The 23,822-nt window shown below is 45.8% G+C and carries 24 protein-coding genes and 1 pseudogene; 11 read left to right on the forward strand and 14 right to left on the reverse strand.

The features are described 5' to 3' along the window. Nucleotides 1-54 precede the first annotated feature (54 nt). The 7 genes from ABW391_RS22130 to ABW391_RS22160 all read right to left on the reverse strand — a co-directional run bounded on the left by ABW391_RS22130 (nucleotide 55) and on the right by ABW391_RS22160 (nucleotide 5,728). On the reverse strand, nucleotides 55-432 hold the full coding sequence (locus tag ABW391_RS22130; RefSeq protein WP_353484098.1) for a hypothetical protein: 378 nt from the start codon (nucleotides 430-432) through the stop codon (nucleotides 55-57). Nucleotides 433-566: 134 nt separating this feature from the next. Next, the gene (locus ABW391_RS22135; protein ID WP_353484099.1) at nucleotides 567-1,040 is read right to left on the reverse strand and encodes a hypothetical protein; all 474 of its coding nucleotides are present in this window, start codon (nucleotides 1,038-1,040) and stop codon (nucleotides 567-569) included. A gap of 39 nt (nucleotides 1,041-1,079) precedes the next feature. Continuing rightward, entirely contained in the window at nucleotides 1,080-1,709 is a 630-nt protein-coding gene (locus ABW391_RS22140; RefSeq protein ID WP_353484100.1) for a hypothetical protein, read from the reverse strand. Nucleotides 1,710-1,747: 38 nt separating this feature from the next. Continuing rightward, nucleotides 1,748-2,701 carry a monooxygenase gene (locus tag ABW391_RS22145; RefSeq protein ID WP_353484101.1) on the reverse strand — a complete coding sequence of 318 codons (954 nt, stop codon included), beginning with the start codon at nucleotides 2,699-2,701 and terminating at the stop codon, nucleotides 1,748-1,750. Nucleotides 2,702-2,779: 78 nt separating this feature from the next. Continuing rightward, nucleotides 2,780-3,940 carry a helix-turn-helix domain-containing protein gene (locus ABW391_RS22150; RefSeq protein WP_353484102.1) on the reverse strand — a complete coding sequence of 387 codons (1,161 nt, stop codon included), beginning with the start codon at nucleotides 3,938-3,940 and terminating at the stop codon, nucleotides 2,780-2,782. A 193-nt stretch (nucleotides 3,941-4,133) separates the two neighbouring features. After that, nucleotides 4,134-4,814, reverse strand: coding sequence for an ABC transporter ATP-binding protein (locus ABW391_RS22155; protein ID WP_353484103.1), 681 nt, complete (start codon nucleotides 4,812-4,814; stop codon nucleotides 4,134-4,136). Beyond that, nucleotides 4,811-5,728, reverse strand: a complete 918-nt coding sequence (locus ABW391_RS22160; protein ID WP_353484104.1) for an ABC transporter permease — start codon at nucleotides 5,726-5,728, stop codon at nucleotides 4,811-4,813. The genes ABW391_RS22155 and ABW391_RS22160 overlap by 4 nt, the downstream gene beginning before the upstream one ends. Nucleotides 5,729-5,847: 119 nt before the next feature. Between ABW391_RS22160 and ABW391_RS22165 the strand changes: the two genes are divergently transcribed. The 5 genes and pseudogenes from ABW391_RS22165 to ABW391_RS22180 form a co-directional block, all read left to right on the forward strand. After that, nucleotides 5,848-6,018 (forward strand): hypothetical protein, encoded by a 171-nt coding sequence (locus tag ABW391_RS22165; protein WP_353484105.1) that lies wholly within the window; start codon nucleotides 5,848-5,850, stop codon nucleotides 6,016-6,018. Between the two features lie 54 nt (nucleotides 6,019-6,072). Further along, nucleotides 6,073-7,638, forward strand: coding sequence for an AAA-like domain-containing protein (locus ABW391_RS22170; RefSeq protein ID WP_353484106.1), 1,566 nt, complete (start codon nucleotides 6,073-6,075; stop codon nucleotides 7,636-7,638). A 315-nt stretch (nucleotides 7,639-7,953) separates the two neighbouring features. Beyond that, the gene (locus ABW391_RS29615) at nucleotides 7,954-8,265 is read left to right on the forward strand and encodes a DUF6922 domain-containing protein (RefSeq protein WP_502916342.1); all 312 of its coding nucleotides are present in this window, start codon (nucleotides 7,954-7,956) and stop codon (nucleotides 8,263-8,265) included. Nucleotides 8,266-8,270: 5 nt separating this feature from the next. After that, the gene (locus ABW391_RS22175; protein ID WP_353484107.1) at nucleotides 8,271-8,834 is read left to right on the forward strand and encodes a nucleotidyl transferase AbiEii/AbiGii toxin family protein; all 564 of its coding nucleotides are present in this window, start codon (nucleotides 8,271-8,273) and stop codon (nucleotides 8,832-8,834) included. Nucleotides 8,835-8,903: 69 nt separating this feature from the next. After that, nucleotides 8,904-9,074 (forward strand): annotated as a pseudogene (locus tag ABW391_RS22180) (KilA-N domain-containing protein); the annotation flags it as partial. Nucleotides 9,075-9,288: 214 nt separating this feature from the next. On the opposite strand, the gene ABW391_RS22185 reads toward ABW391_RS22180, so the two are convergent. The 4 genes from ABW391_RS22185 to tnpA all read right to left on the reverse strand — a co-directional run bounded on the left by ABW391_RS22185 (nucleotide 9,289) and on the right by tnpA (nucleotide 12,110). Next, nucleotides 9,289-10,209 (reverse strand): D-alanine--D-alanine ligase family protein, encoded by a 921-nt coding sequence (locus ABW391_RS22185; RefSeq protein WP_353484108.1) that lies wholly within the window; start codon nucleotides 10,207-10,209, stop codon nucleotides 9,289-9,291. Between the two features lie 333 nt (nucleotides 10,210-10,542). Then, nucleotides 10,543-10,779, reverse strand: coding sequence for a hypothetical protein (locus tag ABW391_RS22190; RefSeq protein ID WP_353484109.1), 237 nt, complete (start codon nucleotides 10,777-10,779; stop codon nucleotides 10,543-10,545). 186 nt (nucleotides 10,780-10,965) lie between these two features. Next, nucleotides 10,966-11,298, reverse strand: a complete 333-nt coding sequence (locus tag ABW391_RS22195) for a DUF819 family protein (RefSeq protein WP_353484119.1) — start codon at nucleotides 11,296-11,298, stop codon at nucleotides 10,966-10,968. Between the two features lie 350 nt (nucleotides 11,299-11,648). After that, on the reverse strand, nucleotides 11,649-12,110 hold the full coding sequence (gene tnpA / locus ABW391_RS22200; RefSeq protein ID WP_353484110.1) for an IS200/IS605 family transposase: 462 nt from the start codon (nucleotides 12,108-12,110) through the stop codon (nucleotides 11,649-11,651). Between the two features lie 224 nt (nucleotides 12,111-12,334). On the opposite strand from tnpA, the gene ABW391_RS22205 reads away from it, so the two are divergent. The 3 genes from ABW391_RS22205 (at nucleotide 12,335) to ABW391_RS22215 (ending at nucleotide 15,361) form a co-directional block, all read left to right on the forward strand. Next, nucleotides 12,335-13,588, forward strand: a complete 1,254-nt coding sequence (locus tag ABW391_RS22205) for a VOC family protein (RefSeq protein WP_353484111.1) — start codon at nucleotides 12,335-12,337, stop codon at nucleotides 13,586-13,588. Nucleotides 13,589-13,683: 95 nt separating this feature from the next. After that, nucleotides 13,684-14,295 (forward strand): nicotinamide riboside transporter PnuC, encoded by a 612-nt coding sequence (gene pnuC, locus ABW391_RS22210; RefSeq protein ID WP_353484112.1) that lies wholly within the window; start codon nucleotides 13,684-13,686, stop codon nucleotides 14,293-14,295. Beyond that, nucleotides 14,288-15,361 carry an acyl-CoA dehydrogenase family protein gene (locus tag ABW391_RS22215; protein WP_353484113.1) on the forward strand — a complete coding sequence of 358 codons (1,074 nt, stop codon included), beginning with the start codon at nucleotides 14,288-14,290 and terminating at the stop codon, nucleotides 15,359-15,361. Before pnuC ends, ABW391_RS22215 begins: the two co-directional genes overlap by 8 nt. A 237-nt stretch (nucleotides 15,362-15,598) precedes the next feature. Here ABW391_RS22215 and ABW391_RS22220 read toward each other — a convergent pair whose 3' ends face one another. The 3 genes from ABW391_RS22220 to ABW391_RS29620 form a co-directional block, all read right to left on the reverse strand. Further along, on the reverse strand, nucleotides 15,599-18,679 hold the full coding sequence (locus ABW391_RS22220; RefSeq protein WP_353484114.1) for a WD40/YVTN/BNR-like repeat-containing protein: 3,081 nt from the start codon (nucleotides 18,677-18,679) through the stop codon (nucleotides 15,599-15,601). 123 nt (nucleotides 18,680-18,802) lie between these two features. Then, nucleotides 18,803-19,555: a LolA family protein gene (locus tag ABW391_RS22225; RefSeq protein ID WP_353484115.1), complete on the reverse strand. Its 753-nt coding sequence runs from the start codon at nucleotides 19,553-19,555 to the stop codon at nucleotides 18,803-18,805. Nucleotides 19,556-19,724: 169 nt separating this feature from the next. Continuing rightward, nucleotides 19,725-19,850 carry an element excision factor XisH family protein gene (locus tag ABW391_RS29620; protein ID WP_502916343.1) on the reverse strand — a complete coding sequence of 42 codons (126 nt, stop codon included), beginning with the start codon at nucleotides 19,848-19,850 and terminating at the stop codon, nucleotides 19,725-19,727. A 93-nt stretch (nucleotides 19,851-19,943) separates the two neighbouring features. On the opposite strand from ABW391_RS29620, the gene ABW391_RS22230 reads away from it, so the two are divergent. From ABW391_RS22230 to ABW391_RS22240, 3 genes are all read left to right on the forward strand, one after another. Beyond that, the gene (locus ABW391_RS22230; protein ID WP_353484116.1) at nucleotides 19,944-20,603 is read left to right on the forward strand and encodes an NAD(P)H-binding protein; all 660 of its coding nucleotides are present in this window, start codon (nucleotides 19,944-19,946) and stop codon (nucleotides 20,601-20,603) included. 401 nt (nucleotides 20,604-21,004) lie between these two features. Further along, nucleotides 21,005-21,442 (forward strand): transposase, encoded by a 438-nt coding sequence (locus ABW391_RS22235; protein ID WP_353484117.1) that lies wholly within the window; start codon nucleotides 21,005-21,007, stop codon nucleotides 21,440-21,442. Nucleotides 21,443-21,953: 511 nt separating this feature from the next. After that, nucleotides 21,954-23,582 carry a GH35 family beta-galactosidase gene (locus ABW391_RS22240; RefSeq protein WP_353484118.1) on the forward strand — a complete coding sequence of 543 codons (1,629 nt, stop codon included), beginning with the start codon at nucleotides 21,954-21,956 and terminating at the stop codon, nucleotides 23,580-23,582. The last annotated feature ends 240 nt before the right edge of the window (nucleotides 23,583-23,822 follow it).

The following is a 23,822-nucleotide window of genomic DNA, read 5'->3' on the forward strand; positions in this document are numbered from 1 at the left end:
CGTTCGACTTCCTATTCAAAACCCAAAATCGGGAAGTTATTTTTTCTGCGTTACTTAGTGCATGCACTCTTCCATCACCTGGTGAAAGCGTTCGTGCAGGGCAGTGATGGCCTTGGTCAGGTCGGCATCGGAAGGTTTGGTTTTGACAAACTTGTCGATGGCTTTGGATTCTTTAGCCAGCAATTTGATGGTGCTTTTCACGCCTTCTTTTTGGTACTTGGCCGGAATTTCCGCTGCTTTCAAGGTTTTGGCTTTATCGGCCAATTCTCCCGAGCGTTCCATCAGCGGCTTGAGGTTTCCATCTTCCGCAGGGTGGAAGGTCTGCGCCATTACGGTATGATAGGCATCTAATTCTTCCCATCCGGTGCCCTTCTGCGCAAAAGACCATTGGGCCAGGCCCATCAACAACAAGACAAAAAAGTACTTTTTCATCGATTTGGTTTTATGTGTAACAAGTTGGGCACAAAGATAAAGATTGAGTTTGATTTTTACCACAGTACCATCACTTGTGCCATCATTCGACGCTTTGCTTTCCAGCGGCAAATTGGCTACAATCTTATTTCCTGCTATTTCAACAAGGATTGATCGGCCACGTGCCCTGATTCGGGTGCGCCCGCTGCGATCCATTGCCGCACAAATTCAATTTGGTTGGCCGTCAGTTTTAACCCTCCGGTGGGCATTTTTTGGCCAAATTGATACGCCGAACCTTCCCAACTGATTTTGGCATAAAGAAAACTTTTAGCCGGATCACCTGGTTTGACAGACCTCAACCCGGCAGCTTTCGCCTGTGCGTTGTGGCTATCCTCGTTGAGCAAATGTTTGTAGGTGTTTTCATCCCCCAGGCCATGGTGGCCAAAATCGCCTTCTTTGGCATGGCAACTCGCTAAGGCACAAGAGGTTTTAAAGATCTTTTCGTAGATGAGGTTGTAACTGCCTTCGGGGGGCGTATAGCTCGGCTTGGCAGCTTCTTCTTTCTTGCAAGCAATGGCAAACAAAAGGGTGGCAAAAACGACCAGGGTTGTTTTTTTGATTAAAAACATGTCGAGTGAATTAAAATGAAAAAATAGCATTAATTAAAATCAAAACCCATAGCGAAGTCCGACGCGAAAGGTTTTGTAGAGGAAAAAATTGGGCGCACCCTCTGGATCAACTGGCGTGTATTTCAGGGCCAGGAGCCAGTTGCTGCCAACTTGTAGGTCAACAGGATGCCCTGAGGCTGGAGCAAAACGCCAACTCAACTGTAGGTCTGGGCCCAAATTTTGGCGCAAAAAACCAGGGGTAGAATTGTCTGCCGCCACCCATTTCCCATCCTCGTAAACGTAGCGAAGGTCTCGGGTTTTGGTCCTGCCAATCCGATAGATAAAGCTAGGTGTGATCCGAAGTTGGCTAAAAATGCGGATATCAGCGCCCAGGCGAGTCCCCAGGAAAGTGTAGGTTTCCGAATAGGGATTCTGCCAAAATCCAGCGTGCAAATCCTGGAAAAGTCGCGTCCCTTTGCGTTTTCCTTCATCCCAGGTGCGTTCAATGGCCAAGGAAAAACCTGGACGAATCGACACCGGATTGGTGGTTTGCAAGGAGCCTGCATCAATGGCAATGCCCATATCCTGGTGAAAGAGGTTCAAGGTGGCAGCCCATGGACTAGCTTGTTGCCCATAGCCCCCAAGGGCACAGCTCAGGCAGAGCGCGAGGCATACAAATTTTATTTTCATAACATTCGGCTTGAAACACCAGTGCTGGTGATTTTTTTTTACAAATAAAAATAAAAGAAAATGCCCATTTCATCCTCGGAGGTTACCCCAAAACGGATTTCGCGGTTGGTGTCATTGTCATAGGTGATCATGGTGCGCACACCATTGCCCTTTTCGATTTCAATAAAGTCGGGCAGGTACACAAACTTTGGATCGTGCCAGTTGTCGTTCGTGTACATCAGTTGCCCATCTTTTGGTCCTCCGAGGTAGTACACCTCAAATTTTTTGCCGCGTTTGTGCATGTGGGAAAACAAGACCTTGAGTTTTCTTTTTTCAGAAAAAGTCTCCTTGTACTCAATGGTCGTGGTCTTTTTGGGAGGAAGCACCAACATCTCAATGTTGTCTGCACTTTGTTGTTTCAAAAAGAATTTTACTTCCGATTTGGGTTTGGTGTAAATGTTCATGCTCACTTCCCCAAAAATGGTCTGGTTCGTCTTGTTGAAGTAATGAGAATTCAGGTCAAGCGTGGAGTTGGCAGCAATGGGAACCGCAAACCCTTCGGGAAAATCTACCCGTTGGTACGGAGAAGCGGCTTCAGCCAGCAAATTCATGTTTTCCATGTTGGAAAAAGGATTGATGCGTCCATCGGGCTGGTTCTGATCGCGCAATTCGCCGATTTTGGGCAATCCGGCCTTTTGCTCATCCTCGTATTGGTAGGCAATGACGTGGTGCGAACCCTCGCGCTGTTTGACTTCATAACCCGACATGTAGATTTCCTCGGTGTTGCCAACCGCAACCCGCATGTACCACTCTCGCTCAAAATTGGCGGGAATGGGAAAAGCGGGAACGTGAAGGTTATAGCCCTTGCCAGGATCAGGTTTTTTTAGGGGTACAAAATCTTTGGGAATCGCAGCCGGGTCGTAGTCCCAAGCTTCAACTTTTACACAAGCATATTGGGCAAAAGTGAGCAAAATGAACAGTAGGGTGATTTTTGAAATGTTTGTTGCCATCATTAAATTGATTTTTTTCAATGGCTCAAAACTCCAAAATCAAGCGTACCGAGGTGTTCGAGGTTATAGATTGGAACAAGTTTATCGCAAAATAGAGCGGCTATGAGGTACAAATACTGGGTTTGATCTTTCCTGCTTTTGAAATTCTGTAGGAGAAATGCCCACGTTTTTTTTGAAGGCAGTATTGAACGCAGTTTTGGAATTGAACCCGGCTTCAAACGCAATTCCAACCATGGTGAGGTGGGTATGTTTTGCGGAAGTCAGTAGTTTTTTGCTTTCCTCAACGCGGTAGCGATTGATAAATTGGGCAAAATTTTCACCAAAGCCCAGGTTGATCAGCTCGGAGAGTTCGTGCAAACTCAGATCCAGGTGTTTAGCCAGTTCAGCAAGGTTGATTTCAGGATTGAGGTAAGGTCGATCCTGGGCCATTCTTTTCAGCAACCTATTTTTTAATGGTTCAAACTTGTCTTCGGCGATGCGTTGCCGTCTGGAGGCAAATGATTCGTTGTGTTCTTCCAGAATTTCTTCGGCCTCTTCGGCTTCTTTTGGCGACAAAGGAAACACTTCTTTTTGTTGCAAGGCAAAATACCCTAGGGCATAAATGGCGATAAAATAGGCCGGAGAGTAATTGCTATCGGTTTGTTCAAGCGGCAAAAAAAAGATTTCGATCAGCCAGGTGAACACCATCACCCCTACCCCACTTAAGAAATACAGCAACCAGTTGAGTTTAAATTCTTCGGGAGTTGCCGTAAAATTTTCAATGTTTTTCTGATGCCGGAGCAGCATTCGAAAAGAATAAAACAGGTAAACCACTATTTGCAGCACAATCAGCGCAATAATGACCAGGTCGACCACATTGTATTCATCGGTTGGGGCCGTTTCAGTTGGACTCCCTCCCAACCAATACAAGAAACTGGCGCTCATCAAAAGGACACAAGGCAATAGATGCCAAAGGTCTTGCCATTTAATGCGTCGATTGGGCGCCACAAAGCGCGAAACGCAGAGGTACAAAGTTGGCGCAAGCAATAAAAAACTTAGGTTGAACGCCAAAACAAGCCAGAAGGGCTCTTCGGAAATGCCGTAGATTTTTACATTTCCATCGAATAGTGCCATACTCAACAGCAACAAAAAGAGCGCCAACCACCGGTTGGCAATGATGTTGACTTCACTTCGGACGGTAAGTACCAAAAAGGAGAGAAAAACTGCACTTCCCGTAGTCAGTACATTCAGCAGCGTAAGCATAATCGAAATGACTTGAATAGTTCCTAAGAAATCCTTCGTGTGCTGTAGTTAGGTCTGGTACATCTGCAATTGATGAACCCTAAATACAAAACCATCGGGTTGCCAATTATTGGACCTATGGAAGATGTCGCAATCGTACCAATCCCCCTACTGCCTCCGGAGTTAGATTCCCAACGGCAATGAAAAAATGCCTTCAACTCAAGCCCAGCCGCTCAATCCGATCCCCCAGCGCAAAACTTTTCATCTCCTCGTCCAATTCCTGAAAATCGGCCTTGGCTACCTTTTTCACAAAAGTCCCTTCGCGCAGGAGCTGGATTTCATCGCAGGTATCGTTGAGGGTAGAAAAAATGTGCGAAGAAATCACCACCGTTTTGTTCAGTGCCTTCAAGCGTTGAATGATGGCCGTGATGATCATGTTGCTCTGGATGTCTACGCCGTTGAAAGGCTCGTCCAGGATAAAAAAAGCGTTGGGTTGCAACAGGATGCCCGTGAGCGCCAGCTTCTTTTTCATGCCCGTAGAATAGGTTTCGGCATACTGGTTCAAAGGCAGCTCAAAGATGTTTTTGGCCTCAAAATCTGGGTTGTGTACCTTGCGGGCATTGCACAACAATTGCAGGTATTCGCGCCCAGTGATCCTGGAGAGAAAGTAAGGGCTGGTAGGCAAAAAACCCAGGTGGTTTTTCAGAATGGGGAAATCGCTGCTGATTGTACCCGTACAGGTTTCCAGTCCGGCAATGCATTTGAACAACGTGGTTTTGCCCGCCCCATTTTCGCCTACAATGCCGTACACCTGGCCTTTTTCCAGGCGCAAATTGACGTTTTTCAAGACCGTTTTTTGGCCAAAAGATTTCGACAAGTTTTCGATTTCAATCATTGCAATACAACATTTAGACGTTGAAGCGATCGGGTATAAAACAGCGGAATGACGAACAGCAGCAGCGGTGGAAACCAAAAACTCAGCCCCAGCAACAAGGCCTGCGGCAAACTCATTTCATTAGGAAAAGCGGAATACTTGGCCAAAAGCATGGTCGCTAAAAACAAGTACCCCAGGCACTGCACCCCCAACAAAATCCAGACCTGCCCCTGGAAATGCCAGCCCAAACCCAGCACCAAAGGCAAGGCCAAGATGCTGGAATAGCCCAGCGCCGTAGCCATTTTTTTGAACAAAAAACCGCGTGCAGTACTGGAGTAGATCCAAACGAAGTAAGGATTTTCGGGTTGCGCATAGTGAGAGATGCCCAGCAGGAAAACAAAAACCAAACTGCCTGCGCCCAAATTGAAATTGTTGACCTCCACCGCCTTGTATCCCACAAAATACGCCAGTAAATACAACCACCAATACCGCCGAAATCCCTGCGTAAACTCAAAGGGATAGCGGTAAAATGGCGTGGGTAGGGTGAAATTCAGGCGATGGCCAAACTGGATCAAACTCAAAAGCAACGCACTCAGCACCAGGCCTCCCGCCAATGCATATTGCCCGGCATACAGCAAATACGCCGCAAACGGCAAGACCAACCCGCTGTTTTCTCCCATGCGGATCTGGCGGTACTCCCCTATCGAAAAGGTGGCCCTCAAAAAATCATTGCGCTCTCGCTCACTCAACCTGGATAGACTGCTCAGGGCCAACAAGGTGTAGAAATACTCCGCGTAACTGGTTTTGTAAAACAGGTACATCGATAGCCCCACAAAGGCCAGTAACCCCAGGATGTAACCCAGGATGGGGGGTAAACCAAGTTCCGTCAACCTCCGGTTGAGGATGCGGTATTGAAGGTTGAAGTAGTAGCGCAAAAGGAGTGGTTTATTGGGTTAGCAACGCAGAAAAATTAAATTCCGATTTTGGATTAGTTGTTTGGGGATTGGGAAAAATTACGGCAAAGGTATAAAACATCAAGATGCCCTGAATTTTTGTGCTGCTTATTTTGGGGAACCGAGCCAAAATCAAATCCATTCGCACCACCCTTGCCGCCGAAAAGCGCAAATACGGCACTTACGACGATAACCGTGGCTTGCCCTCCCAACCGGACATCCCCACCCACCCTAAGAAGATTTCTAAGGTGGTTCAAAACCCCGCAGCGTAGCTGCCCCACCCAAAATCCCTCCAAAATCCACATAATTTCCTTATCTTTACCCCCATGAAAAAGCGTTTTAACATCACTGGCGTTTGTTTCCCCGAGCAACACTACATGGCCGACTCCTCTGCCAAATACGCCCGCATGTTAGAAATGATCGAACAAGGGGATTACTTTACCATCAACCGTCCACGACAGTATGGCAAAACCACTGCTTTGTTCCAATTGACCGAGAAACTCAATCAAACATCCGGATACTTGGCCCTTCGAATCAGTTTCGAGGGAATCGGAGATCGGCCATTTGAACATGAAGCGGCGTTGAGTAAATCGTTTATAAGTAGCCTCGCTGCCTATTGTAGTCGAGTCGATCCAGTGTTAGCGAAATGGATGGATGAACAAGGTGATGTCGTATCTTCGCTAAGCGAACTCTCTGACTACATCAGTGTTTTGGTGAAAAAAGCTGCAAAGAAGATCGTTGTGCTCATTGACGAAATTGACAAAAGCAGCAACAATCAATTGTTCTTGAGTTTGTTAGGGGTACTGCGCAACAAATTCCTGGATCGCTGGGAAGTACCCACCTTCCATTCTGTCATCCTCACGGGTGTCCACGATGTCAAAACGCTCAAACTCAAACTCCGTCCTGACGAAGAGCGCAAATACAATTCTCCCTGGAACATCGCTGCCGATTTTGACATCGATATGAGTTTTTCTCCCCCGGAGATTCAGCCCATGATCGAAGCTTTTGCCTTCGACAACCAAGTGCAGGTAGATACAGCAGCAGTCGCCGACCGTCTTTTTTATTACACGGCTGGTTACCCTTTTTTGGTCAGCAAACTCTGCAAGATTGTCGCAGAAAAATTGCTGCCCACCCTACCCAACAAACACTGGACCAGCGCAGTCGTAGACCAGGCCGCCAGCATATTGGTGCGTGAATCCAATGTCAATTTTGATGAATTGATCAAAAACCTGGAGAACAATCCCGCACTTTACCAATTGGCGCTGGCACTTGTCATCAACGAACAGGATTTTCCTTTCGATCTCAATGAACCAGTCACTAATTTAGGGGTGGTTTATGGCATTTTTACCAATCGCAATGGCCTGGCCATTCACAACCGCATTTACCAGGAAGTAATGGCCAGTTACATGAGTGCCAAGCTCTTGGTTCAGCATCAAGGACAATTCCCTGCTTCAGAGTTTGCAGGCTCTTATTTGCTCCCTGGCCAACGGCTGAATGTACCCAAAGCCCTCCTAAAGTTTCAGGAGTTGATGAAGGCGGAGTACAACAAAAAGGAACGCGATTTCCTGGAACGTCAAGGTCGTTTGGTCTTTTTGGCCTTCCTCAAACCCATCCTCAATGGCCACGGCCACGCCTTCAAAGAGCCCCAAATCTCGGAAGAAAAACGCCTGGACATCCTCATCACTTACTACCAACACCAGTACGTGATCGAACTCAAACTTTGGCGCGGCCAACAAGCCCACGAGAATGGCCTCAACCAATTGACCGATTACCTGGATCGCCTCGGACTCCAGGAGGGCGCGCTCCTCATCTTCGACCACCAGGAACAAAAACAATGGAAATCGGAAGAAATCAGTTGGAATGGCAAGCAGATTTTTGCCGTCTGGGCTTGATCCATTAGGTTTTGCTCCTTCAGCAATAAATCTATAATTTTGAACCACACAATCAGCAATGATATCACCAATTGTGGAAAAGTTGCTACACGCTATTGGAATGTTTTGAAGAAGTAGTCCATCCCACAACCCTATCTTAACCCACCCCATCCATGACACCCAAACAAATCGAATGCATCCAAACCAAAATCAAGTCAATCCGCGCTACCCTTGCCGCAATTAAACACTCATTTGCAATTGTTTTATAACAAAATGTCAGACAAACTGGATTGATTCAAACAAATAAATTATCTTTGATACAACATAATCTACAGCATGATAGCCAACGATCCTGACATCATCCCACAATTCAGTAATTACCTTTTTTGGGATGTTGACCGCAATAACCTAGATATTGAACGGAGTAAAGTATACATCATCGATCGGGTGCTATCACATGGCATGTTATCTGATTGGTTTTTAATTAAAACGATCTATGGAAATGAATCAATACGCGAGGTCGCGCTCAATTTGCGGTATTTAGATAAATATGCCCTGAATTTTTGTGCTGCTTATTTTGGAGAACCAATCCAACACTTTAGATGCTACACTTACACACAGTCGAATCCGGGACACTGGAATTATTGAAAAAATTGAGCAGTGAACCTGCCTTAATACATAATTTTCTGGTTGGAGGCACTTCCCTGGCTTTACAAATAGGCCACCGTCAGTCTGTGGATTTGGATTTATTTACGCACCTAGCATTTGAGGCAACCCAGTTACTTGAATACCTTCAACAGCGCTATCAAGTTCAACCACTTACTGTCAATAATACTATTTTTATCACGGTGGTAGAGGGAATAAAAGTTGACGTTGTGCATTTTCGATATCCATTTGCCTTCCCCTTAATTGAAGTTGATGGGCTGCGTTTAGCGGATATGCGAGATATTGCCCCCATGAAACTAGACGCGGTAACAAAGCGTGGCACGAAAAAGGATTTTTATGATATGTATTACCTCTTTGAAAGGTTTGAACCAACCCAAATTTTAGAGTGGTACGATCAGATGTTTCACCATTCTACCAGTTTCCATGTGATTCGTAGTCTAACTTACTTTGAAGACGCAGAATTGGCTGAAATGCCGCTGGTTTTTGATGAAAAAGTAACCTGGGAATCCGTGAAAAAACGGATGGTGGAGGTGGTGAAGAAGAATTTTTGAAAAATGCTGTGCGTGCGCTTCGCACCAAAATTAAATACCCCGCGATAGTATTTCATTAATCTTGGATCAAAAAATCCTGAATGGACGGACGACATCATCAAAAATTGGTTGAGAAATCGCAATACCATTGAACTTCTGGGATTTTGGGAGACCCTGCACAACCCGGATTTCAAACCCGTCGAATTCGACGGGTTTGAAAATCAAGCCGGGTTAAACAGTTTTACCATGACTCCCAAACAAATCGAACGCATCCAGACCAAAATCAAGTTCATCCGCGCTGCTATTATTGTCGCTTTGGTATGGAGAAAAAGGAACAATGAATTTTTTGAGTGAATAATGGGGGGGTGAGTCTGGGCAAACGCATTAAAATTGTTGTTGCAATGCGTTTTCCCTGGGGGGTTCGCCAGTGAACCAATGCTACCTTTGCCGTTGGCAGCATAAATTTTATTCCCTTTCACGCGCACAGAGGTACGCTGCTGTTTGCCAGGGTATTTCGAATAATTCGGTTGATGAGTATTTCGATAGGGATCCCAGCATGCTTACAAATTGCCGGCATCAGGGATAGGTCAGGATCCAGATTGGGCATGGCGTTTACATCCAAGGCATACAATTCACTTTGTGCATCCACCCGAAAATCTGTTCTACTCATTCCTTTTAGGTTCATTTTTTGGTGGATAGCCAAAGCGGCAGCTTGTAATTCCTCGGCCAAACCAGGGGCAAGGTCGGGCGAAAAACGACGCGCAGTTTCGCCAAAACTTTTGCCAGCTGTATAAACCTCTTGGCTTTTTATAGGATAAATTTCAACTGGTGGCAATACTTCAAAATCAAGTCCTTCAAAGTTGGGAATCACCGCTACCGAAAACTCTCGGCCAGAGATGTATGGCTGGAGGATAAAATCACCTTCCAATTCATTCCAATGCTGCAGAAACCAGTCTCCAGTTTCAATTTGGATGTTGCGGTGGCAGCTTCCAAGGCGGGGCTTGCGCAAATACAGCTGTTCTAACTGCAATTGGCCGGGTAAATGAATAAGCGGAGGGGTTCCTACCCCCAATTCGGCGCACAGGTTGACCAATCCCGCTTTATCCTGGGCCTTCAACATGGCTGGAGTGGATGAGGCCGTGTGTAAAATCCCATTTTGGGTCAACCAATCAGCTACTTCAACTTGTCCTGCATTTTGGTAACCATAACAAAGGTTAAAGACTAGATCAAATTTTTTCAACTCCTGAGCAAAATCAAAAGTAAAATCAACAAAATGAACAATCGATGGGCTAAAATCATTTGGGGTGTGTTCCATTAGAAATTGTAAGGTTTTGTAACTTACGTTCTCTTTCCATGGGGTGAGGGCTGATTCAGTGTACAGGTAAGCGATTTTCATGAGCAAAAATTGTTTATGGTTTTAACATGAAGTGACAAGAATTGTGGGCAAGTTAAATTGGATGAGCGTTGGAAGTCATTTGAATTTTGCGAAAATAAGTTTTATTCAGTGAAATAAAATATCTTATACATTACCTAAATGTTAAATAATCGTATTGATTTGTAATAAATCCAAGGTTTTATGTAAACATAATGTAGATTTTATTCTTTCCTTTGCAGCGCAAAACACCAAAAAATCACCCGACATGGTTCTATTTATCAGCCAACTCATTGATTTCATTCTACATACCGATGATCATCTACTGGAAATAGTCAACTAATACGGCAACCTGTTTTACATCATCCTGTTTGTGATTGTTTTTGCTGAAACGGGCATGTCTACCCGTCGCTGGTAAGGGTTTCCGCCATAGGCGTCAGACATTTTAATCATCCAGGGCCTGGAAGCGGCAGAGGTGTCCAGGTAGGTTTTGTACTGGGCCTTGTCAAAAATTTCAATCTTGCTTCCCGCTACTGCCACATGCACCAAACCGATGCTGACGTTTTCCGGCAGGTATTGAATCAAGACCCGCATTGCGCTCTGAGGTTAAGGCATAGCCCACCCCGAAAAAGTAAAATGTTGATTGTTTGTTTCATAGTTATAGCTTGCTAATAAATGTAAATTTAATTTTTAATTTTCGACGCGGCAATCTTGTTTTCTCTTACAGCAATTGAAACAAATAGATCGTCAGCATTCCCCAACTGGTGCCGGTGACCATACTCAAAATGGCCAAAACGATCGCATGGGCATCAATTCTGCCCTGAAAGCAGCGGTTACGGCTGGCGCGGTTGAAATTCCGCCCACATTGGCCATGCTGCCAATGGCTACCCAGGCAATATTGGTTTTAAGGAGACGGGCCACCAGGAGCATAAAACCAAAATGAAGGATCAGCCAGATCAATACCAGCCCCACCAGATTTAGGGGCAAAGAAAGATGGGCAAAATCAAGCTTTAGTCCAAGAATCGCCATGATCAAAACAATGGAAAACCCGGCCAGTTTCAGAACATGAAAATACGGATTAAATCCAAATTTGGAAATCTTACCCCGGCAAATCCCGTCTCTGTTTGAGGTTCTAGTTTTGAAGAATGAAAATTAATGCCCACGTCGTTCAAATAAAAACCCCGAAGGGGTGACAGGATTATAGAACAAGGTGATATGTTAGCCCATCGAAGAAAAACCCCGAAGGGGTGGTATTTTTTTACATGACACCTACAAATAAAATCATACCACCCCTTCGGGGTTTCTCTTTGAAAAAAACAATGCCACAATTCCATTTGCTATAATCCTGTCACCCCTTCGGGGTTTTACTTGGTACGATTTGAACATTCATCGTGCCTTCAGATCGTCCGAATTTCGGGGTCAAACGATCCAATTTAATGGAAATTATACGGTCGTCGTCTCTGTCATTCCAGCCAATCGAAAAGGTATTTTTCGTTGTATTCGACTTCAAATTTTTGAAGAAACTCCAAATACTCTTCTTTAAATGTTTTTTTGCGGTGGTGTTTTTCCTGCTTTAGAATGTATTTATACACTGCATCCATCTGGGAGTGAGCGTAGGAGAATGCTCCATAGCCGTCTTGCCAGGAAAAATCATATGGAAGGAATTGCCGATCATTGATGAAATCGCTGCTGTTGTTTTTGACATCCCGGATCAAATTAGAAACTGACATCGACGGTCTGAGTCCAACAAAAACATGGACATGATCTGCTACACCATTTACAATGATCGACTTCTGATTTTTACCATTGATGATGCCCACCATGTATTTAAATACTTCCTCCCGCCAAGGCTTTTGTAGCAAATTTTGTCTGCCTTTTACCGCAAAAACATATTGAATGTAGATTTGAGTATAGGTTCCAGCCATTTTTTCTCGTTTTTGTGAATCGAATATCTGATGTAAAATTACAAGGAGGCACCTCCCCCATCAAGGCACTTTTCACACTTTATGGCCACCCCAAATTTTTTATTTTGTCTTCTTTGGGCAAATGCGAACCCAAAAAAATTGTCGCGATTGCACCGAAATAAGTCACAATCACACCACATTTTATTTTAAAAAATCCCTTATATTTGTATTGTAAAACTTTTAAAATGAAAAACAAAATATATCCTTGTCTTTGGTTTGATGGCCAAGCCAAAGCTGCTGCCGAATTGTATTGCGCCGTTTTTGGCAAGGGAACCATTACTACCGATACACCAATAGTGGTGAATTTTGAGCTGCACGGCCAAAAGTTTATGGGGCTCAACGGCGGGCCGCAATACCAGCCCAATCCTTCCCTTTCCTTTTACGCCATTTTTGAAACCGAAGCGGAGATCGATGCAGCGTGGCAGCTACTCAGCGAAGGCGGCTCCACCTTGATGCCGCTGAATAAATATCCCTGGAGTGAAAAATATGGCTGGTTATCCGATCGCTTTGGGGTTTCCTGGCAATTGGTATTGGATAACCTGGAAGAAGTCGGTCAAAAAATCACCCCACTGCTGATGTTTGCCAATGCCCAGCAAGGGTACGCTGAAACCGCTATCGCGCGCTATTCTAGCTTGTGTGAAGATGCTTCTATCCGCATGATTGCCCGCTTTGAAGAAAACGAACCGATTTCGGGCAAGATCAAGCATGCTCAGTTTTTCCTCAACGATCAGCTATTTATGGCCATGGATGGTCCTGGTGCGCACAAATTTGATTTTTCCGAAGGCGTTTCCCTGGTGGTCGATTGCCTAAATCAGGCAGAGGTTGATCATTTTTGGGAGGGCCTCACGGCAAAGGGCGAAGAAGGCCAATGCGGCTGGCTGAAAGACCAGTTTGGCGTTTCCTGGCAGATTGTACCCCGCCAATTGATGCAAGCGCTCAGCAATCCTGATCCAGCAGCGGCACAATACGCCATGAACGCCCTACTGCAAATGAAAAAGATCGAGATTGCCAAACTGAGTCCAGCAGCAGCAAAACCGGCCATCACCGTACAGACTACCGTAGATGCGCCCTTAACGAAAGTGTGGAACCATTGGATCGAACCTGCACACATCGTCAACTGGAACCATGCCTCCGACGATTGGCATGCCCCCAAAGCGAGCAACGACCTGCAACCCGGTGGCCGCTTTGTGTTCACGATGGCAGCCAAAGATGGCAGTTTTAGCTTTGATTTTAGTGGAACGTACCATGAAGTCATCGACCACCAGCGCATTGCGTACACAACCGACGATGACCGAAAAGTAGTCATTACTTTTGAGGCGATCGAAAATCAGACCAAAATTATCGAGACCTTTGAGGCCGAAAGCGTCAATAGCCTGGAGTTGCAACAGGGTGGTTGGCAAGCCATTCTGGATAATTTCAAAAAGTATACTGAAAAGTAGTTCACCAATCTGTGTATACAACTGAATCCCTGATCCAGCATTTTCTGCTGGATCAGGGAATTGCATATACACCAATTAATTGGAGCGAAAAACAAATGGATTTAACTGAAATTGGGGGACAGCTGATGCAACAGATTCAGCAAACCAGCCCCCTAGAATGGACAGCGGTAGTTTTCGGTGTAAGTGAAGTGCTGCTGGCGCGCAAAAACAACATTTGGCTTTACCCAACGGGAATCATTGGTATTCTGTGCTCTTCCATCTTGTTGTATCAATCCCAGCTTTATGCCGAGACATTCCTACAAGGATACTACCTGGTGATGAGCATTTACGGCTGGGCAAATTGGGGGAACCGCTCTTCCACTGGAGCTTCCCGCATTTCCCGCAGTAGCAAGCGGGTGAAATGGATCACCTGGGGCATCGCCGGTTTGGGCTGGGTTTTGCTCTATGGGGTACTCCGCGCCTTCACCAATTCGGATGTACCACTCCTTGATGCATTCGTCACCTCCACCGCTTGGGCGGGCATGTGGCTGCTGGCCAAACGCAAACTGGAAAACTGGATCTGGCTCAATGTCTCCAATCTGGTGGCGATTCCCCTATTGGTGTATAAGGAGTTGTTTATGTTCTCTGTTTTGACCCTGATCCTGTTTGTGGTCGCGATTTTTGGGTACCTGGATTGGAAAAGGACACTCGATACGGCCGATGAGTGACTTGAAGCGATTTGATCCTGGGCTAGCCGAAAAAGCAGAGCAACTGGGTTGCCTTCCCCCCGAATGGCTGGAATTGATCTACGGAGAAAAGTGGTTCAAAATCTTTGTGCCAAAAAACTTGGGTGGATTGGGCTGTGCCTTACCCGAAGCCCTGCGGATCGAAGAAAAACTCGCTTTTACGGATGGCAGCCTGGGTTGGACGGTAACCCTTTGTGCTGGTGCGGGTTGGTTTGTCGGTTTTATGGAGGAATCTCTGCGCAATGCCATTTTCAGTGACCCTAAACTTTGCCTGGCTGGAAGTGGATTCGTAGGCGGGAAAGCCGATCAGGCAGGGGAGCGGTACCGTATTCATGGTCACTGGACTTATGCTTCCGGTGCCTTACACGCTTCTCATTTTACTGCCAATTGTGTCCTATTGAAAAATGGAAACCCCATCCTGGATGCGAAAGGAAATCCGCTAGTCAGAGCCTTTATTTTGGATAAAACGGAAGTGACCATTCTCGACGGCTGGAATTACATGGGCATGATTGCTACGGGTAGTCATGCTTTTCAGGTGGAAAACTTGTGGGTTCCTTTGAACCGCTGTTTTGACATTGAACCCACCAAAGCTCAGTTGCCCGATCTGGTGTACCAATATCCTTTTTTACAATTTGCCGAGGCCACCTTGGCGGTGAATATTTTGGGGATTTCCCTCCACTTGCAGGAATTGATTGCTGCGGCTTTTTGGAAACGGGATGCTCATCGAGAATACTCGGAAAAGCAGCAGAAGTATTTTCAAGCAATTTTTGAGCAACAAAGCGCCAAATTGGCAAGTCTCAAAAGTGCGTTTTATGATTCAATAGAAGAATCCTGGATCCAGCTGGAAACAAAAAGGTTCATTGCCCCGGCAACGCTAAAAAAAATCAGCCAGCTTAGCCGCAAACTCACCCACGTCTGCCGTGAGACGAATGCAAAACTATATCCTTTTGCTGGACTGGAAGCTGCCAAAACCCATACCGAAATCAATCGGGTTTGGCGAGATTTTGCTACGGTGAGCCAACATGCCTTGCTGGTTTTTCCTTTTTGAAGTACCGTAGGGGCGATAAAAAAACAAGTGATCATTTTGCCATAGGATTAGATAAGTAAACGTTTCATTTCAAGTGTCTTATCTAATCCTATGGCTCAGGAAAAATGATCACTTATTTTTGCCCCACTACTTAGGTTTCTTAGGTGGTGAAATTTTGCCTCGCTTCGCGAGGCTTATTTTTTCACCACCTAAGAAACCCAAGGCAATTAAGATACACCTAAGCAATTATAGGGCACTTTACGGCAGTTTCAAAAATTCCTCAAAAGGTTTGATGGAAATGGCGGCCATTTGGTTTTGCGTCAATAAGCCGTTCAAGGTGGCAATATGTTTCCCTTTCAGTTTCAACAATTCACTTTTGGCTGCATTGAACTCCAGCTCGATGCGTTTGAGATTGGCAAATTCGTTGGCCGAAGGCTTGTACAAACTGAATGCCAACTTGCTGAACAGGCTGGCCAGGTGCTCCCGCAATTGAGGCTCCCCAGCGGATACGTAATTGTCTCCGGTGGTAACGACCAAGGTTTCCTTCAACTTGTTGCACTCCGCCAAGAGCGGGGAAATGGTGCTGGATAAACCCGTGTTTTTAGCCATCAGTTGTTTAGCCGAGTTGATGGTTTCATCCAATTCGTATACCAGATAGGCCAATGATTGGGTCATGTCAAACATTTTCTGTACCGTCAGTTCTTTCAGCTTGCGGTCTTCCAGGCTGAGCGTGGAGCGTGGATCGTACGAAATGTCCCAATCCTGGGTGTAGGTTTCCGTGCCCTTTTGCACCACAATTTTGTATTTCCCGGCGGGGATGGGAGCTGGCGTAGCGCCTTCCCGGCTGATGGTTTGGCCTTTGGCAATTTTGGGTACTTTGCCCGTATATGCCCACTCCACAATGTTGATGCCTTTGGATTTGCCCGGCGTAATTTCATGGACTTTTTGACCGGCAGCATTCTGGATTTCCATGCTGAACTTGCCCAAGGTGTGGCGCTTTTTGAGGTAATACACAATTTGACCCGCCCGAGAAGGATTTGGGCCTACAAATTGAGTTTCACCGCTGGTGCCACCAAATCCACTTTCTTCGTACATGACCGCAGGCCGGTTTTTGAAAAAATGCAAATCTTTGGCCAATACTTCATCACTGATTTGGCGCAAGGGACTGATGTCGTCAAGAATAATGACTCCCCGGCCATGAGTACCCATCACCAGGTCATTGGTTTTGCGCTGAATCTCGATGAAATGAACGGCAACAGCTGGCATATTGTTGGTGAATTTGTACCAGCTTTTTCCACTATTCATACTGATGTACAAACCAAACTCCGTACCCAAAAAGAGCAGGTTAGAATTGACAAAATCTTCCTGGATGTTGCGCGCAATCCCTTCCACTTCGGGCGTCAGCACTGAAGTCCAGGAAGCGCCAAAGTCGGTGGTTTTATAAGCATAAGGCTTCATGTCGCCATGAGCATGTCCATCGAAAACGGCATAAGCGGTACCCTTGTTAAAGCTACTTGGTTCGATGTGGTAGCACCAGGTTCCAGCGGGTAATCCAGGCAAGTTCTTATTGACGTTTTTCCAGGTTTTGCCCGCATCCTGGGTGACGTGCACATTGCCATCATCGGTACCGACCCAAATAACCTTTTCATCAAGCGGTGATTCAGCAATGGTGAAAATGGTACAATGGTTTTCTGCACCCGAATTGTCGGTAGACAAGCCGCCCGAATTGCCCTGGCTGGTTTTATTGGGATCGTTGGTGGTGAGATCTGGAGATATTTTGACCCAGGTATCGCCCATGTCATCCGATTTGTGCAAAAACTGGCTGCCCATGTAGAGCCGATCAGGGCGAAGGGAGCTGATCGCCATGGGAGGATTCCAGTTCCAACGCAATTTGGGATCGCCAATTACGGGCAGAGGCTGAATGATGCGGATTTTGTTCTTTTCAAGGTCGGTTCGCCAAACGCTTTCAGCGCCTTGCATTTCTGAGTAGACGATGCGTTTGGTCGGATGGGCCAGTGCCCTGAATCCGTCGCCAGCCCCAATCAGCTGCCAATCACGGGCTTCAATACCACCGGGTGAAGAGGATGGCCCATACCAGGTATTGTTGTCTTGTAAGCCACCGTAGATATTGTAAGGTTCCTGATTGTCTACACTGACGTGGTAAAACTGCGAAACCGGGAGATTTTCGACTATTTCCATGGTGGTTCCGCCATTCCAGGAACGGTAAACACCCCCATCAGTACCGCAAAACATCCGCTCGGAATCGTTGATGGAAAAAACAATGTCGTGAATGTCCGAGTGCATGGCCCCCAGGTTGCGGAAGGTTTTACCCCCATCTCGTGAAATGGACCCAAATAGCCCACCTTTGGCGATAACTTCCGGATTGCGGGGATCAACCGAAATTCTGGAAAAATAAAATGGGCGCACCACGATACCAAAGTCGTTGTTCAGTTGTTTCCAGGAAGCCCCGGCATCGTCGCTGCGGTATAGGCCCTTGTCTTTGTCTTGCTCGGATTCGATCACGGTGTACAGGATATTCGGATTGGAAGCCGCGATGGCAATTCCCATGCGGCCCAACTTGCCGCTGGGGAAGCCGTTGTGGATTTTGTTCCAACTTTTTCCCCCATCAATTGATTTGTACAAAGCGCTGTTGTTGCCACCCGAGTTGAATGACCAGGCCGTGCGGCGGAACTCCCAAAACGAGGCATACAATACCAATGGATTGTTAGGGTCAATCGCCATATCCGCGCAGCCTGTTTTGGCGTCGACGTAAAGGATTTTGCTCCAGGTTTTGCCCCCGTCGGTCGTTTTGTATACACCGCGGTCTTCACTATCGCTCCAGAGGGCACCGAGTACACCGACATATACTTCGTTGGCGTTTTTGGGGTTGACGATGATGCTGGCAATCCGTTCGGATTTTTCCAGCCCCATTTTAGTCCAATTGATGCCCCCATCTCCAGAGCGATAAATGCCATCGCCAAAGGAGACACTATTGCGGGTCCAGGTTTCGCCAGTACCTACCCAAACTACGTTGTCGGGAGCACTGGGATCAACGGCTACGGCACCAATGGATTGGCAATAGTTGTCAAAAACGGAGTTGAAGCGGGCGCCACCATCGTTGCTTTTCCAAACGCCACCTCCAGCAGTGCCCACGTAAATGACTTTGGGGTTGCTGGGGTGCAATTCGATGTCGCTGATGCGCCCACTCATCAAAGCGGGCCCAATTTGACGGGCGCGCAAATCACCAAACAGTTCTTTGCCCCGGGTGGTGGCGTCTTGTGCAGGCAAGAGTGCTGGCAACAATAAGGCCAGGCACAAAAAGCGGTATAGCTGATGCATGATTTTAAAGTTTAGGGTTAAAATAAAAAAACTGCTTTCTACTCGATCAATAGACGTTTAGCCTGGTTGATGCCAAGTGAAAAGCAGTTTCTCCTGTAGTTCAGGCACTTTTGGTTTAGATCCTTATTTCTCTTCCGTAAAAACAAACTCCTTGGGATCGACCTTGGGATTCAATTCAATCTTAGTGAGGGTGATGGGTTGGCTACCCATGCCTTTTACGCCCTGACCCAAGGAAAACGGGAAAAACAGGCCACTGACTTCCTGGTAATCACTCATGGTAATTTGAGAGATTTTGCCTTTGGCTGGCCCAACTTTGATTTCTGATTCTACCATAATGGGAATAAACTCCTCGGCATCAAAGAAATAGAAGGAAACGTTTTCTTCGGTTTTGCCTTCGATGGTGAATGGCTTTTTGGTCAACTTAATTTTGAAGGTTTCGGTGCCTTCCACGGTTTCTTTGCCGATCAGTTCTAACTTGTAACCTTTGGCCGCATAATTCAAGAAAGGGTCTGGGAAGTCTCCAAGTCCCGTTTTGAACATCTCGGTAGTTTCAGCGTCACTTTTTTCCGCCTTCATGGTCATGAAGTTGGTACTCCAAAGGGTAGTCCCATCATACACCCCTTGTTTGATGACTTTCCCCTGTAATGAAATCATGGTCATTTGGCGACCGTCTTTGAGGTTGAAAATATCGAGGGGGATTTCCATACCGCCCTGGCTGACCTTGGCCGACATTTTGACGCCTTCCAGTTTTTGCCAATTTTCTACTCCTCCAGTGGCTTTGAGGTATTTGTTGATGATTTCATCGGCAGTCTGCGCATAACTTGTGGTAAAACAGGTAGCCGCGATTAGGACAAAAAGCAATGTTATTTTTTTCATCGGGAAATTAAATTGGTTTAAATAAATTCAGGTTGATTGTGGTTCAATTTACGGAAGAAGATTGCTAAGGAGCGCTATTTTTATAAAAGCGACCATAAATTATAGACGAGCAAGGGAGATTGAAGGATGAAGTTGTGCTTGAGAAATAAAGTCGAGCCTGAGAAAGGGTTTAAAAATAAAATAATCGGTATTTTTCATTACACCCAAAGAAGATTTTTTGTCTTGAGGTAATTGTCCAACCATCTTTTTCTAGAGCAGTTCGAATCTCAAAACGATAAATGTCACATTTAGGCATTTCCCAAAATTAGATACTAAGGGGTAGCTTTTTTGTAAAAAAAACCGCCAACAATAATGATAGATTTGCCTTGTACCCATAACTTAACCAAAAATGGCACAAAAAAACGCTACCCTCGTCGGAGCAACCGGACTAATCGGTGGTCAGATTCTGCAACAATTGCTGGAAGACCCTGATTTTGCAATCATCAAGGTTCTGGTACGCCGTCCCATTGATTTTACTCACCCAAAAGTGCAGCTCATCATTTTGGATTTTGCAGATGAAGCTGCCTACCAGGTCGCCATTGCGGGCAGTGATGTAGTGTTTTGCTCGGTGGGTACCACCCTCAAACAGGTAAACAGCGACATGGTGGCCTACCGCAAAATTGATTACGACATTCCAGTTAATGCTGCCCGGTTTTGCGCAGCAACTGCCTGTCCTAAGTTTTTGTTGGTTTCTTCCATTGGTGCCGATAGCCAAAGCCGCAATTTTTACCTAAAACTCAAGGGTGAAGTCGAAGAAAAAGTGGGCAGTTTGGGGCTTTCAACTGTATCCATTTTCCGCCCATCAATGTTGTTGGGGCAAAGAGCAGAATTCCGGCTAGGGGAAAGGATTGGTCAGGTACTGATGGGCGTTTTGGGGTTTTTAATTCCAGCACAGTATAAGGCGATTGATGTAAAAACAGTAGCCAGGGCGATGGTGGCAGTGGCAAAAAAGGATACTGCAGGAGTGCAGTTTTATACGTATGCAGAGATGATGGGATTATCAGCCTAACAAGGATTATTACTCTTTTAACTTTAGAGTACCTTTCTGTTAGCTAAATAGCTTAAAATAATGGATTATCAAATGGTTATTTCCATTTCTCAATCGCGTAAATTTTAGACATGGAGATTGTTACATCTAACATCTTGTAACCGCCCGTTTCAACGGGTGGATTAAGCGCAACCCACCCCTAACATCTATCATCCTTCCAGAGCGCACATCAAAAAAAACTCAACTTCATTTGAACCTTTAAAAAAAATACTTATTTTTGATCAATTCAAATGTCTGTCTTACAACTATTCACCTAAGCTAGTCAAGTATCTCTGGCTGCTTGTGCATACACAACCTTTCGATGGAATTTTTTTCAAGCAGTATTACCACCATTTGTTAGTACTACGTTAAACCTAATCGAAATGGCTCAAGTACGAATCTGGATTCACGGCGTATGGGGCACCAAAAGCCGCATCCCCTACATGCAAAACAAAAGCCGCCGAACCAGCCTTTTTAAACACATGAAAACCTATGCTAAAGACAAGGCGATTTACCTTGACTTTGTCAACGGTGCAAGTGACCATGTGCATTGCCTCATTTCATTAGCTTGTGATCAGAACATCGCGCACATCATGAAGTTACTCAAGGGCGAGAGTTCTTCATATGCGGTCAAGCAACGATTATTTACACCTGATTTTGATTGGGCGGATGATTATTACGCTGTTTCGGTTTCACAATCTCATGTAGAGGCAGTTCGGAATTACCTGAAAAAGCAGGAGGAGCACCATCGGAAAAAATCTTTTGAAGAAGAATGTCAGCTTTTTATAGAGAAATATGGATTTATTCGGGTGCTTGGATGAGGAAAGAGGTGATGTGCGCTCTGGAAGGATGATAGATGTTAGTGGTAGGTTGCGCCTAATCCACCCGTTGAAACGGGCGGTTACAAGATGTTAGATATGAAGGGTGCGTTATTAATCTGATAAGGAAAAAGAAAAAAATGAATCGTTTAAATTGCCCAGATTGTTCAGATTACCGTTCATTGGCAATAAAATGTGTACGGTTTAAAAAAAACAATAAAGGATTGGATTATAAAGCTTTATGGACATTCAACTGTCGATAGCTTTGATTCTAAATATAAGTTTTGCAAGGACAGATTAGGGTTAGAATCAGTCGCATCAGATTTTAATGTATACCTTGAATTAAATAAAAAATTAAATAAAGCGGCTGATAATTTAGAAAAATACAACATTTTATAGTCGATCGCTTCAACGGGTGGATTAAGCGCACCCACCCCTAACATCTATCATCCTTCCAGAGAGCGCATCAAAAATTTTCCCCTATCTTTCGCCCCAATACCAACTTAAACAAACAATGAAACAGATCGCTTGTCTCTTGCTGCTGCTCAGCACCGTAGTCCAATTTCAATTGAGTTTTGCACAAAATTCCCTTCCCGCCCTCCGCAAGCAAGGCGATGTCACCCAGTTCATCGTTGATGGCAAACCCTTCATTATGCTCGGAGGCGAACTCGGCAATTCCTCCGCCTCCACCATTCAAAACATGCAAGCCATTTGGCCAAAACTGAAGGCCATGCACCTCAATACCGTGCTGGTACCCGTGTATTGGGAACTACTCGAACCCCAAGAAGGGAAATTCGATTTCAGCCTCATTCGCGACTTGATCAGCGAGGCCCGCAAACAGGAAATAAAAATCGTTTTCCTCTGGTTTGGTTCCTGGAAAAACAGCATGTCGAGCCATGCCCCCGCCTGGGTCAAACTCAACCAAGACAAATACCCCCGCGTAAAGGACAACACTGGCCGCAGCCAGGAAATCCTGAGTTCCTTCAGCGAAAACAACCTGCAAGCCGACCTGCGTGCCTTTGAAAAACTGATGGGCTTCATCAAAGAATACGACGGTACACAGCACACCGTCATCATGGTGCAAGTGGAGAATGAGATCGGGATGTTGCCTTCCGCACGGGATTACCAGACGCTGGCAACAGCAGCTTTCCAAAAACCAGTCCCCGCTGAATTGATCCAATACCTCCAGCAGAACAAGGAGAAACTCGTTCCTGAATTCCTGCAAATTTGGAAAAACCAGGGCTACAAAACTTCCGGCAACTGGGAAGCAGTATTTGGCAAAGGACTGCATACCGACGAGATTTTTATGGCCTGGTATTACTCTAAATTCGCCAATGCCATTACCGCAGCAGGCAAAAAGATTTACCCCTTGCCCATGTTTGTCAACGCGGCTCTGAACCGCCCGGGCCGAGAGCCAGGCAACTACCCTAGCGCAGGTCCCCTACCCCATTTGATGGACGTGTGGAAAGCCGCAGGCCCGGTCATTGATTTCCTTGCCCCCGATTTTTACAACCCCGATTTCAAGCACTGGAACGACCTCTATACCCGTCAGGGCGATCCGCTCTTTGTACCCGAACACCGCTTTGACCCAACCGTGGCGGCCAAGGCCATTTACGCCATTGGCCATTACAACGCCTTGGGCTTCTCACCTTTTTCCATCGAGTCTACCGAAAAGCCAAGTGAAGAAGGTTTGGGCAAAATGTACCAATTGATCGAAACACTCAGCCCGCTGATCAGCAGCAATCAGGGCAAAGGCAAAATTGAGGGTGTGCTTTTGGATAAAACCAGCGTGGAAACGATTTTGCGCATGGGCAAATACGAGTTTACGTTCAAGCACGAGTTCACCCTGGGCTGGTCGCCCGGTGCTTCCGCAACGGAATGGCCAATGGCCGGCGCGATGCTGATCCAAACTGGGGAAGATGAGTTTTATCTAGCAGGAACTGGCGTGGTGGCTACCTTCAAACCCGTTTCTGATCCTGCTCTCAACATCGGCATTTTGAAAGTGGATGAAGGGGCTTTTGAAACCCAGCAATGGAAAGTGCTGCGGCATTTGAATGGGGATCAGACGCATCAAGGTAGGCATGTGCGGATTCCGTATGGGCAGTATGGGGTGCAGCGTTTTGAGCTGTATGTGTATAAGTAAGGCTTAAAGACAGCTTCTGGATTGATTTTGCATGCTTTCAGATTGATTTCAACCACAATTACCCTCCATTCAAACAGCAGTGTGCAGGAGAGCTTTGCCCAAATTATACCTAAATTTACACCAGAAAAAACAAAAAAAACATGTCGGGAGAAGGGATTAGAAAAACAATTACCTGATTTTTTTCTTTCCATGTTAACCTTGTCTTTTTTCAAAAGCGGCATGATGGGAACGCGGATGAAC

Source organism: Haliscomenobacter sp., from assembly GCF_040403615.1.
Classification (GTDB): Bacteria; Bacteroidota; Bacteroidia; order Chitinophagales; family Saprospiraceae; genus Haliscomenobacter.